This window comes from Providencia sp. UF-224 (assembly GCF_058245955.1).
Map to the genome: position 1 here is coordinate 186,278 of NZ_JBSICC010000001.1, position 13,289 is coordinate 199,566.

Sequence of the window (13,289 nt, forward strand, 5' to 3'; positions counted from 1 at the left end):
GTGAGATACCAAAGATTTCTATGTCCTCAAAATTTCGTTATGAACTCCCTAGTCGTAGTGGCGATGTTCGCCATTTAGGTTGCCTCATCGGGGCTGCTGGTGCACTTGAATGTGGAGAAATGATACAACGTCATCAAGGGCCCGTTGTGATTGTGACGCGAGATATGCAAAATGCATTACGCTTACGTGATGAAATCCAACAATTCACACATTACCCTATTGAGACACTTTCTGATTGGGAAACATTACCCTACGATAATTTCTCCCCACATCAAGAAATCATTTCTCATCGTTTATCAACACTTTACCGTTTACCCACTTTGCAAAAAGGCGCACTGATCCTCCCTGTAAATACCTTAATGCAAAAAGTGTGTCCACCTGACTTCTTAACGAGCCACGCACTCGTTATGGCAAAAGGTGACAAACTGTCACGTGACAATTTACGTGATGAGTTAGACAAAGCGGGTTATCGCCATGTGGAACAAGTATTAGAGCACGGCGAATATGCAACTCGGGGCGCTCTTCTTGATTTGTTCCCAATGGGCAGCTCACTCCCCTTTCGCATTGATTTCTTTGATGATGAAATTGACAGCTTACGCACGTTTGATGTCGATACCCAAAGAACATTAGAAGAAGTCGCGAGTATCAATTTATTGCCGGCTCACGAATTTCCAACGGACAAAGACGCGATTGAACGTTTTCGTAGCCAATGGCGTGAGCGCTTTGAAGTACGCCGCGACCCTGAACACATTTATCAACAAGTCAGCAAGAATACCCTACCGACAGGGATTGAGTATTGGCAGCCATTATTTTTTGCCCAGCCACTGCCGTCATTGTTCGACTATTTACCACCTTCAAGCCTGATTGTTTCACAACATCTACAAGAAGCCGCAGAGCGTTTCCAAATTGACACTCAACAGCGTTATGAAAGCCGCGGTGTTGACCCTATGCGCCCCCTGCTTCCTCCTGCGGATTTATGGCTGACCGTTGAACAACTTAACCAAAATTTAAAACAATGGCCGCGTATTCAACTTTCATCTGAAACGCTACCTAAAAAAGCAGCAAATACCAATTTAGATTATTTGCCGCTACCTGATATCAGCACTCAAGGGCAAAGCAAGACGCCATTAGAAAAGCTGCGCCAGTTTAGTGAGCAATTCGATGGCACGCTCGTTTTTTCTGTGGAAAGTGAAGGCCGCCGTGAAACGGTAACGGAGTTATTAGCACGGTTAAAAATACGCCCTGAAATTATTGAAAGCTATACAAGTCCAGTCACCTCACGTTTCGCGATTACTATTGGTGCAGCAGAACGCGGTTTTATCCAATCAGATGCTAATAAAGCATTAATTTGTGAAAGTGACCTACTAGGCGAACGTGTTGTTCGTCGCCGTACAGATAACCGCCGCACGATCAATACGGACACCTTAATTCGCAATCTCGCAGAACTGCGTCCGGGGCAACCTGTCGTTCATATTGAACACGGTGTGGGCCGCTACCAGGGTTTAATTACACTTGAGGCGGGTGGGATTAAAGCTGAGTATTTAATTCTGACCTATGCAGGAAATGACAAGCTATACGTGCCAGTTTCCTCACTGCATTTAATTAGCCGTTATGCAGGTGGTGCTGACGAAAATGCACCGCTACATAAACTGGGTAGTGACAGTTGGGGGCGAGCTCGCCAAAAAGCGGCCGAAAAGGTGCGTGATGTTGCAGCCGAACTGCTTGATATTTATGCACAACGCGCAGCCAAAGCTGGTTTTGCTTTCAAGCATGATAAACAGCAATACCAAGAATTTTGCCAAGGCTTCCCTTTTGAAACGACACCAGACCAAGAAATGGCGATTAATGCGGTATTGAGTGACATGTGCCAGCCATTGGCGATGGATAGGCTTGTTTGTGGTGATGTTGGTTTTGGTAAAACTGAAGTGGCGATGCGAGCTGCATTCCTTGCTATCAATAATAATAAGCAAGTCGCAGTGTTAGTTCCAACCACCCTTCTTGCTCAGCAACACTATGATAATTTTAGAGATAGGTTTGCAAACTGGCCCGTTCGTATCGAAATGCTTTCTCGCTTTAAAACGGCAAAAGAGCAACAACAAATTATCGCTGATGCCGCAGATGGCAAAGTGGATATCTTGATTGGTACACACAAATTATTGCAAAGCGATATTGTCTGGAAAGATTTGGGCCTGTTGGTTGTCGATGAAGAGCATCGATTTGGCGTTCGTCATAAGGAACGTATTAAAGCGATGCGGGCTGATGTCGATATTTTAACACTGACTGCAACACCTATACCTCGAACATTAAATATGGCGATGAGTGGCATGCGGGATTTATCGATTATTGCAACACCACCTGCACGTCGCTTAGCAGTAAAAACCTTTGTTCGTCAATATGATGAACTCGTCGTTCGTGAAGCGATTTTGCGTGAAACCTTACGGGGTGGACAAGTTTATTATTTGTACAATGATGTAGAAAATATCGAAAAAGCCAAGGCACGGCTCGAAACGTTAGTCCCTGAAGCGCGGTTTGTCGTGGGGCATGGTCAAATGCGTGAACGCGAGTTAGAGCGAGTCATGACAGACTTCCACCATCAACGGTTCAACGTTTTAATTTGCACCACCATAATTGAAACCGGTATCGATATCCCGACCGCTAACACGATTATTATTGAGCGTGCTGACCACTTCGGTTTAGCGCAATTACATCAATTACGAGGCCGTGTCGGCCGTTCTCATCACCAAGCTTATGCTTATTTACTGACCCCTCATCCGAAGGCAATGACTACTGATGCACAGAAACGCCTTGAAGCGATTTCATCTTTAGAGGATTTAGGGGCAGGCTTTGCACTTGCCACACACGATCTTGAAATTCGCGGTGCAGGTGAACTCCTTGGAGAAGATCAAAGTGGGCAAATGACCACAATCGGCTTCACGCTGTATATGGAGCTCTTGGAAAGTGCGGTTGATGCCTTAAAAGAGGGGCGAGAGCCATCATTAGAAGACTTAACTAGCCAGCAAACAGAAGTTGAGTTGCGAATGCCTGTCTTGCTGCCAGATGATTATATTCACGATGTTAATATGCGCCTTTCATTTTATAAGCGTATTGCAAGTGCAAAAGACAGCCAAGAGCTGAATGAATTGCGTACAGAACTGATTGACCGCTTTGGTAGTTTACCTGATGCAGGGAAATTCCTACTTACCTCAGCGGCTATTCGCCTACAAGCGCAATCTTTAGGTGTGAAACGTATCGAAGCGCATGAAAATGGCGGTTTTATTGAATTTGGTGAGAAAAATAAAGTTGATCCAAGTTTCTTAATTAGCCTGCTACAAAACCAACCTAAAACCTATCGTTTAGACGGTCCTGTACGCTTGAAATTCTTCCATGACTTATCTGACAGAGTGACTCGTCTAGATTTTATCAAGCAGTTACTCGCTGATTTTGAAGAACATCTGCTTGCCTAACCCTCTTTAAATCAACTAAAAAAGGCTATCATTAGATAGCCTTTTTGCTTTCGGAACACCACGTTAATTTTATTCAAAAAAACCTAACGCATTTTTATTTTGTTGTAATTCCAACACGTTTGATGTGCTTGATAATGGCAACTCATTTTGATGCAAGCAATAAAATGGTAAAAGTTCTTTAACATCACTACGTACTGTTTCGCAGATAGAATTTGAAGAGGGTAAATCCAAACGCCCGTCATCATTTAATGGAATAAAAATCGAGGGGGCATAAGATGTTCTAACCTTACCAATAGTTTTACCTATCTGATAAACCACATCATAACCCACCACCACCAGTTCCATTTTTTGTGTGTTCACACAGATTTTATTACGGTCGTCAAATAAGGAAGGAAAGCCTTTACCTTGCAGAGCTTCAATCATAAAAATCATCTTGCATTCGTTTTGGGCTGGGTGAAAACGAGATAACGACTGCTGATTAAACGACCCAAGAACACCGGTTAATGTACAATTTTCGTACTCGACAAGGCGATTTTCTTTTATTGGTTCAACTGAGAGCACTGTAGCTAATTTAATTTCAGGCTCTTTGACCAACACTGATACAGCAAAAACAACAAGGCAAACCGCGACTGCCGCCAACAACAGCTTAAATTTTAGCTTCACCGCATTCACCTTTTTTTAATATCCATATAGATATTGTAACTATAGAACTGGATAATTCGATAATTACGTACCTAAATATCGTTTTTTTAGAATTATCCTAACTTCAAACAAATATACTATGATAAATTCTTTATTTATGTATACATTATAAATGCTAACTACCTAGTTGTGAGCACTCAAATTCACTGTAAACCCTAATAAAAAAATTCATATATCAACAAACTAAAATGAATTTATCAAAACATTGCAATTTTAACGTTATATAAAAAAATAATAACAAATTAATTTAATGGTATTTAATTAAATTAATACATTTTAAATAATACTTAATACAAATTAATATGCTATACAATCATCAACTATGATACTTGTATGATATTAAATGATTAAACAATTAAGAGAATTGATCTAGAGAGCCATATTTGTAGATAATAAATGAGGTGAATAAAACTAATAACCCGTTTTTTACATCAGTGCTCTCTTTTCTCTGCCCACGCCTCGCAACTTAAAGACAACACCACTGGCTAGATTATAACCAGTGGTGACTTAGAATTATCTTTCTACGAGTAAAATTAGTGAAGTTTAAGTTTTGGGCGAATAATTCGATTAATACTGCCGACTAACATCATTAAACCCGTTTTAATATAGCCGTGCAGTGCAATTTGATGCATACGGTATAACGAAATATAAACGAATCGAGCGATACGCCCTTCCACCATCATATCACCACGCATTAGATTGCCCATCAGGCTACCCACCGTACTAAAGCGCGAAAGTGACACTAACGAGCCATGATCTTTATAGATATAATCCTTAAGCGGTTTATCTTTCATCATGGCAAGGATATTGTCGTAACATAAGCTCGCCATTTGGTGTGCGGACTGTGCCCGTGGAGGAACAAAGCCCCCTTCGGGTTTGGCGCAAGATGCACAATCGCCGATGGCAAAAATCGTCTCATCCAGTGTTGTTTGTAGCGTAGGCTTAACAACTAGCTGATTAATTCGATTCGTTTCTAACCCTGCGATATCTTTCATAAAATCAGGCGCTTTTATGCCAGCAGCCCACACCATAAGATCTGCATGAATTTTACCGTCTTCTTTAGTATTTAACCCATCAGCCTCAGCGCTAGTCACCATAGTTTTCGTCAATACATTGACACCTAGCTTATTCAGCTCTTGATGCGCCGCCCCTGAAATTCGCGGTGGTAATGCAGGTAAAATACGTTCACCCGCTTCAACCAGCGTCACATTTAAGGCATCAGTATCTAACCCTTTAAACCCGTAGCTGGTGAGTTGCTCAACGGCATTGTACAGTTCTGCCGATAATTCAACCCCTGTCGCACCGCCTCCAACAATGGCAATATTCACTTTTTCCTCTGCGTTATCACGCACGGAATAGCGTAAGAATAAATTTAACATTTCATCATGAAAACGGTGAGCTTGATGCGGATTATCTAAGAAAATACAGTGATCTTTCACACCCGGGGTACCAAAGTCATTTGATGTACTGCCCAGCGCCATCACTAAAATATCGTATTCCAATTCCCGTAAAGGTACTAATAACTCACCGTGCTTATCATGCAGTTCGCCTAACACGATTTTTTTATTCTCACGGTCAATATTTGTTAATGAACCTAACTGAAAATTGAATGCATTATGCCTTGCATGCGCTAAGTAACTAATCGCATCAACACCATCATCCAATGAGCCCGTTGCCACTTCGTGTAACAAAGGTTTCCAAAGGTGACTTGGGTTACGGTCAACAAGCGTAATGTGCGCACGTTTTTTTCTACCTAATTTTCGGCCCAAACGTGTTGCTAGCTCTAAGCCACCCGCACCACCGCCGACAACGATGATTTTTGGTTGAGATAAGGTCATAAATTCCTCGAACAAATATATTAAAGTTATTTAAGGTTTCTAGTGATAAAAATCTTAGATAACAATAATTAACGCTCTCGTTATTCTTGATAGAAAATTTAGAATATCACGCTTGGTCTATTGGTAATACCAAATATTGATTTACATCAATTTAATTGATTATCAAGGCATCGGCAACCCTCTTCAAATCATTTTTTGTCAGGGCATGAATCGAGTCAGCTTGAAACTGTTTAATATCAATCAGATGATTAAATCCACACATTATTTAATGATAATGAGAATCATTATTGTATCATTTTTATTTTAAGACAGACAATTGATTATCTTTGTATGGTGGGATAGCGGAATGAATAAAAACAACAAAAAACCCGAAACGCTGAGCGCCTCGGGTTTCAATTATTCAAAAATCAATTTTCGTTATTTGATTTTTTTAATACGCACGTCAGTTGGGACTGCAACTGGTGAGTTATCTTTGAAGTATTGCATTAATGCTTCGTTATCTGGCAAGCTGTAAACACGGTCTTTACCTTCATCGAAGGCTGAGAAACGGCTACCACCCGTTGCTAAGAACTCATTAGCAGCAACACGGTAGGTTTTTTTCATGTCTAATGGTTTGCCATTTAACTTGATTGAGTTTTGGATAACTTTATCGCCCACTGCGCGACTGTCATCCCACTCATAGTAGAAACCTTTAGAAACTGGCATCACTTGTGGACGCGCACGATCCCATTGTTGCTCAAGGGCTTTTTTAATTTGAGCTCCAGTCAGGGACTGTGTTACCACAACGTTAGAGAATGGTTGAACGGTAAAGATATCACCGTAAGTCTGTTGACCCGCTTTCATGTCAGCACGAATACCACCACTGTTCATGAAGGCGATTTGTGCGCCACCCGCATCTTTTGCAGAAGCAACGTACAATTGGCCATCGGCAATGATTTTACCTAGCGTTGAATCCCCACCAGACAATAATTTCTTGTCTGAATCCGCGCTCAGAGAACCCATCACTTCTTGCGAAATTGGTAACGCAATTTTTTCGTATTTTTGGACGAAAGTCGTTAACTCAGGGTTTTTCTCATAACGTTTTGTTTCAACAGGAATATTTTTCGCTTTAATGCTAACAATATCTTTTGTTTTTCTATCAATCTCAATGTTTAACTGAGATAACAACGTACCGTTAGACTGGGCTGAAATAACTGTTTTACCGTTAATTTCACAATTATATGCTTGGTGAGTATGGCCACTGACCACAAAATCAACAGCGCCATCTAATTGATTAACGATATCAACAATTGGGCCTTTGATATTATCACAACGATTAATATCTTTGACTTTAGTATCGACTTGTTGGGTCGCACCTTCATGGATCAAAACACCGATGCTATTGATACCCTTCGCTTTTAACAATTTAACTTGGTTGTTAATGGTTTCGACTTCATTTTTGAACTCTAAACCTGCGGTACCACTTGGTGTCACGATAGCCGGTGTACCTTCTAATGTTAGGCCAATAAACGCCATCGGAATGCCATCAAACTCTTTAATAAAGTAAGATGGGAACAGGGTTTCGCCTGTTTCCTTCACGATTACGTTCGCCGCTAAGTAGTTAAAGTCAGCGCCAGCAAAGGAATCTTTACCCACACAACCAGCGGTCGGATGGCAGCCACCGTTTTGTTTTCTCAGCAGCTCTTCTTTGCCTTTATCGAACTCATGGTTACCTACAGCACTGGTTTCCATACCAATCGCGCTTAATGCTTCGATTGTCGGCTCATCGTAGAACATAGAAGACAATAATGGGCTCGCACCGACTAAGTCACCTGCACCTACCACGATAGTTTTATCGTTTTGTGCACGTAGTTGGTTAACTAAAGTCGCGATAGATTCGATGCCACCTAATTTACCATCGCCCGGAGCTTGTAATGCGCCGTGGAAGTCATTGATACCAATAACCTGCACTTTCACTGTGTCGGCCGTTTTGGTTGCACAACCTGCAAGTAGCGCTCCCGAAATCAAAACGGTCAGTAATCCAATTTTATGTTTCATTTTTCAACCCTTTTATTTTAAGCAGGACTCAACTGCCGACTACATTTTGAAGCGATAAGTGGTTGTCATAGAACCTGACAACGAGTGTGCACGACGTGAGTGGCCGTCATACAGTTTTGGTGTGGTATAGTCGTTTTCTTGCTGATGGTGCCAACCCAGACCGCCGCTCAATGAAACCGATAAGTTTTCTGTTGGTTTCCAGTAGCTGAATAGACCAAATTGACCTTGTTTTAATCTTTCGCCTTCATATTTGAATTCTGAATAGTTGGTACGCGCACCTACAGACAGTTCTTTGCTCACACGGTATTCAGCAGCTAACGCGATCATCGTTTCACCGTCACGAACATAGTCGATATCTGAGTATGCAGGTGAGTTAAAACGACCACGGGTGTTGCCGATTGGGTTACGAGCAAATTGACCAACGCCGTTCGCTTTTTTCGCTTGGGTATGGGTTAAGCCAGTGCTAAGTGTCCATGGGGTTTCTGGTACCCGCCATTCTGCGGTTCCCGCATAGTGCCATGCACGTTTGTCAAAGTTACGTTTGCCTTTTGCATCGTTAGTTTCAGTACGTTTACCGTCACTACCGTATTCATGATTATAAATTTGTGTGCCGAGTGTTAAGTCAGAGGTCAGCTTATATTTTGCTTCAAGACCTTGTTGACGGAATAAATCGTCAGCTTGACCGTAAAAATAATGTACTTTCAGTGGTTTAGTATTGTAGTTAATGCCACCCGTGATCACGTGGTTAACGTTGTGTCTTACACCATTACCATCAGTAAAATACATTGCATCAATGTTTGGGCTATCACGACGCATGACTTTCTTGTCGAGATATAATAAATCCAAGCTCCAATCATCAATGGCTGTATTGGTGTAATAACCACTGTAGCTGTTTAAAGAAAGGCGTTGTGAGTTCGTGAAAATACCCGTGTTTTTCAGTGTAAACCAACCTGCTTTCGCATTAAATTTAACAGGTTCTAAATCTAATTTTACTTTGGCATAACGCTGACCAATTTTGTTATAACCTTTCGCATGGCCATCATCGTTATATAAAATTGCACGAGAGGCGAAGTCTTTACTTGCGCCTAATTTAATACCGCCGTAGTAGGATGCATCAAACCCAATCACATCAGCAAAATAACCTGAAGTAAAATCAGCTTGGAAGTTTTGACCCCAAGCATTTGCAACTTGCTTTCTATAACGACCTTCGTCTTTATCGAAACGGTTTTCAGTTTTCAGGTATTTCCACATATTACGAGTTGACAGCTCTAACTCTGAATCCGCAATAAATGAGTTTTCTTTGATTGAATTTTCCCAGTTGCTCGCATTTGCCATGGTAACTGCTAAATAGCAAGGAGAAAGCATTAATAGCGCAAGATTTTTAACTTTCATTGGAATTAACCTAGTTAATGATTATTTGAATTAATTTTATGTTGTGCCATGTTCTCATGAACAACAAATCACCATTTTTATTTTTAGCTTAGTAAAACAATTTAACTTAACGATAAACAAATACGTCCATTTCAAACACTAAAGTCATTTTTTAAATAAAAAAATTCATACAGCAATTTAGCCGCATACGTGTTTACTTTTTGAGTTAATAAGGTGTTATCCTTACTGTTAAAACTTAATTAATTTTAATTATTCCGAGGCATTCTCACTCATTTTTCGTGTTTCATTTCGGTTAAGTAACAATAAGGTGTTAATATTTAAACAGCATAGAAAGTATCATTTATGGTCAAAATTCTGTTAGCTATCTCTATTTTCTTTTGGGCAAAGTTATCCCATGAGAAATAAGCTTCTCAGAATTTACCTGCTCTATTTTACTTAATATCTTGTTTGTGAATGGCTTTCTTTTTCAATGCACTGTACTTGATGGCGCATTGTCATAAAACTATCATAATAGGAATGCTAACGTAATTTAACGTCAATTAAAACGATCACTGTCACAACACGTTACATAAGTTGCATTCAATATCTATATGAATGTGATATACATCACATATAAATCCTATTTACCTTCTATATAGATTAAGAGATATAAAACTGAAAACTTTATTTACCTTAAGGCCAAAAGAAAAAACCTTTAAAATCTGAGCATAACTACAACATTATGTGCTTATATGCACATTTTCAGAACTTGATATCCCCATTCTTTTTGTCAATACCCCATTTGTTTTTGGAATATTAAATACATATATACCTTTAGCCCAGCTTAAGATACGGCATTATATGTTTAGTTTTTATGCAAAACGTTTGCGTTAACTAATATGCCCAAATAACAGAGAGTTAATGTTCAGCTATTTAGCCTTTCTAATACTTTTAATTATAAGCTCAATTTATGAACCATAGCCAAACTACCCTAAGAGAAATTGAAAACAATCTTTTATTACTTTAATCTTAAATTATTTAGTTTATCTTCCCAATTACAGTCCGATTAAAATATCAGCATTTATACTTCTGCCATATTCTTGAAGTAACTTTGTTTCATTTGTGTTGTTTTTGTGGATTATTAATTTTTATTAAAAAATAAGTTTTGGTTTTTTATTTATCCTATTTTTTAAATAAATTAAATCCTATTAAATTTATTTAATAGCGTTACGGGTAACGTTATAGAAAATAACCAGCGAATACCCTGCTCCTAAACGCGCCACATTAAGGCTAGCTATTACATAAAAAAAGCCAGTGAGATAAGTCTTCTCACTGGCTTAATCGGTTCTTATTTTTGATTACTGCTTAGATTCTTGCCATCTATTATGTAATTCAACCAATTTTTGGTTACTTTCCTGCCAACGTGCCGCACTTTGCAACTCTGCCAAACTGTATTGTCGGCCACTGTGATAAAGCTTCGAGGCTTGGCTATCATGTTGTTTTGGTAGATTATCCAATACGCTCACTGCACCCTCACGGTTATTACAGACCAGGATCATGTCACAACCTGCATTCAAGGACGCCTTGGCTCTTTCAGGGTAACTGCCCATAATCGCAGCACCTTCCATCGATAGATCGTCAGAAAAAATAACGCCATTAAAGCCAAGTTGCTCACGTAAAACAGATTTTAACCAGAAAGGCGAACCACTTGCCGGCCTGTCATCGGCCTGTGTATAAATAACATGGGCAGGCATGATGGCATCTAACAATTCTCTTTGAATAAAATCTTTGAAAATCGACATGTCTTTGCCGCGAATTACATCAAGGGTACGGTCATCCCGAGGTGTTTCTTTATGAGAGTCCGCTTTTACTGCACCGTGACCAGGAAAATGCTTCCCTGTTGTTTTCATTCCAGCGCTATGCATCCCTTTAATAAAGCGCTCTGCCATCACCATCGCTATCTCAGGGTTTTCATGGAATGAGCGCTCACCAATCGCAATACTTTGATGGCCTAAATCAAGTACAGGCGCAAAACTAATGTCGATATCCATCGCTATCATTTCTGCGGCCATTAACCAGCCTGCTTCCTCTGCCAATTTTGCACCATCATGTTCATTATTCAGTGCGGCAAATGCTTGTGCTGATGGTAGTGCTGTGAAACCATCGCGAAAACGTTGTACACGCCCACCTTCTTGGTCGACTGCAATCAACAGTCGGTTTCGTGATGCATCCCGGATTTGACGAACCAATTCACGCAGTTGTGCTGCATCATGAAAGTTACGGGTAAATAAAATTAAGCCGCCCACCAGTGGATGAGCTAATATTTCGCGTTCTTCATTGTCCAGTTCATACCCCTGAACATCGAGCATTATCGGGCCCATAACCTGCCTCACTTATTTCATTCGTTAACTGTATAGAGGTTGTGCTAAGCATTTAGCCTAGCAAACTGAAATATTGTCGTAGTGGTTGAGAGTGTAACAAAAAGTCAGGGTCTCGACTTTCATGCCACTGCACTTCATACCACATTAATGTCATGTATTTTACCCAAGGTGACCATAAATTACAGTGATGCGTTAACTGAAATTTATCGCGGTAAGCGCCTTGAATATCACAATATTGCGTCAGAAATTGCTGGCGCTGGCGCACGGTAAAGTTATTGAATTGAAAATAGGTTTCTAGCGAAAACGCAATATCGGTATTTGCGGTATATTCCCAATCCAATAACATCAATTCGTCATCTTCTTGAATAATGATATTTTTAGGATGAATATCCATATGGGCAGGTGCCAATTTCAACGCCTTTGGCATCTTTTTTTGTAAAAAGTCTCGATGAAGCCGCTTCCAGCGTGGAGAAAACCGTTGTGGATCGACGCGTTCCCCATAATGGGCTATTTCGGCTCTCAATGGCAATGTGTAAGTCAATAACGATGAACAATGCAAAGTAGCAACGATACTGGCAAGTTTCTGCTGAAATTCTTGCGAGTAAAACCGATCCTCGTGGGGATGTTGCCCTTCACACCATGCTAAAACTAACCACTCAGCATTATGTGCAACCACCGCCTGAGCAAAGGGTAAATGCTGAATTTGCTGTAAAATACGGGCTTCTTTATGTCGAGAGACATACAAGGCATTTTGCCGATATGTATCAGCTCGAGCCACCAGTTTTAAGGGGCAATTGGGTTGATGACTTTCAACTAAAAAGCTGCCACCGGATAACCCAACTAAGGGAGAAATTTCCCAGCACTTGTTTGAAATTGCTGGGAAATGTGCCGAGAGTAAAGCAAGCAATGACTGCATGTTACTCAATATTGTTTTTTCCAGTCCAAATAATTTCGCCTGTTTGCACTTCCATTAATTGCATCTCAAGACGCCTTTCTTTGTTTGACCCAGACATCACGCTGTAAATCACATAATTTGCCTGTACATAGCGACCAAGGCCAATTGCTTTGCTGCGAGTCACAAGGCTATCTTCTTGGGATAACCCCAGCGTCTTACGCGCTGCATTAACCACATCTTGTGGGACAACATTAAAACGGTGAGTATTCTCTACCGCAGACATCATATTGGCTGTAATCTGTTGCACAGGAAGAGAACCATTCGTATTATTTTTGACTGAGTCGACAAGTAAAACTTTGCCAGACTCCACGCCATCTGCCGCTGCCATTTGTGCAACTAACGGTGCTATTGCCGCAGACCAATCCGTTGTTTGCTGTTTAGGCGGTGTTGGCACCTTATCCGGTGGCGGTGGCGGCGTCACTTCTGGCTGCTGCGACTCAATCGGCACAATCGGTGGCTGCTCAACAGGTTGTTGTGGTGGGTATGACGGACAGCCAGCTAAAATAAGCGCTGCCGCGGCTACCATTAAGATCCGTTTCAT

8 protein-coding genes are annotated in these 13,289 nt (G+C 40.7%); 1 reads left to right on the forward strand and 7 read right to left on the reverse strand.

Annotated elements, in window-relative coordinates; translation table 11 throughout:
* Positions 1–20 precede the first annotated feature (20 nt).
* Entirely contained in the window at positions 21–3,464 is a 3,444-nt protein-coding gene (gene mfd / locus AC4IFO_RS00965) for a transcription-repair coupling factor (RefSeq protein WP_490731088.1), read from the forward strand.
* Between the two features lie 69 nt (positions 3,465–3,533).
* On the opposite strand, the gene umoD is transcribed toward mfd, so the two are convergent.
* From umoD to lpoB, 7 genes are all read right to left on the reverse strand, one after another.
* Complete coding sequence (gene umoD / locus AC4IFO_RS00970) at positions 3,534–4,127, reverse strand: UmoD family flagellar biogenesis regulator (protein WP_490731090.1); 594 nt, start codon at positions 4,125–4,127, stop codon at positions 3,534–3,536.
* 572 nt (positions 4,128–4,699) lie between these two features.
* Entirely contained in the window at positions 4,700–6,004 is a 1,305-nt protein-coding gene (locus AC4IFO_RS00975; protein ID WP_490731092.1) for an NAD(P)/FAD-dependent oxidoreductase, read from the reverse strand.
* Positions 6,005–6,421: 417 nt separating this feature from the next.
* On the reverse strand, positions 6,422–8,041 hold the full coding sequence (locus AC4IFO_RS00980; protein ID WP_490731094.1) for a bifunctional metallophosphatase/5'-nucleotidase: 1,620 nt from the start codon (positions 8,039–8,041) through the stop codon (positions 6,422–6,424).
* A gap of 39 nt (positions 8,042–8,080) precedes the next feature.
* Positions 8,081–9,433, reverse strand: coding sequence for an OprD family outer membrane porin (locus AC4IFO_RS00985; protein ID WP_490731096.1), 1,353 nt, complete (start codon positions 9,431–9,433; stop codon positions 8,081–8,083).
* A gap of 1,337 nt (positions 9,434–10,770) precedes the next feature.
* Positions 10,771–11,793: a beta-N-acetylhexosaminidase gene (nagZ, locus tag AC4IFO_RS00990; protein WP_490731098.1), complete on the reverse strand. Its 1,023-nt coding sequence runs from the start codon at positions 11,791–11,793 to the stop codon at positions 10,771–10,773.
* A 52-nt stretch (positions 11,794–11,845) separates the two neighbouring features.
* Positions 11,846–12,709 (reverse strand): phosphotransferase, encoded by an 864-nt coding sequence (locus AC4IFO_RS00995; RefSeq protein ID WP_490731100.1) that lies wholly within the window; start codon positions 12,707–12,709, stop codon positions 11,846–11,848.
* 1 nt (position 12,710) lies between these two features.
* Positions 12,711–13,289 (reverse strand): penicillin-binding protein activator LpoB, encoded by a 579-nt coding sequence (gene lpoB / locus AC4IFO_RS01000; protein WP_490731102.1) that lies wholly within the window; start codon positions 13,287–13,289, stop codon positions 12,711–12,713.

What these genes read in the sequence shown, in the direction of transcription:
- lpoB (WP_490731102.1), bottom strand. Translation starts at nt 13,289, where the DNA reads ATGAAACGGATCTTAATGGTAGCCGCGGCAGCGCTTATTTTAGCTGGC.
- nagZ (WP_490731098.1), bottom strand. Translation starts at nt 11,793, where the DNA reads ATGGGCCCGATAATGCTCGATGTTCAGGGGTATGAACTGGACAATGAA.
- AC4IFO_RS00980 (WP_490731094.1), bottom strand. Translation starts at nt 8,041, where the DNA reads ATGAAACATAAAATTGGATTACTGACCGTTTTGATTTCGGGAGCGCTA.
- AC4IFO_RS00995 (WP_490731100.1), bottom strand. Translation starts at nt 12,709, where the DNA reads ATGCAGTCATTGCTTGCTTTACTCTCGGCACATTTCCCAGCAATTTCA.
- AC4IFO_RS00985 (WP_490731096.1), bottom strand. Translation starts at nt 9,433, where the DNA reads ATGAAAGTTAAAAATCTTGCGCTATTAATGCTTTCTCCTTGCTATTTA.
- AC4IFO_RS00975 (WP_490731092.1), bottom strand. Translation starts at nt 6,004, where the DNA reads ATGACCTTATCTCAACCAAAAATCATCGTTGTCGGCGGTGGTGCGGGT.
- mfd (WP_490731088.1), top strand. Translation starts at nt 21, where the DNA reads ATGTCCTCAAAATTTCGTTATGAACTCCCTAGTCGTAGTGGCGATGTT.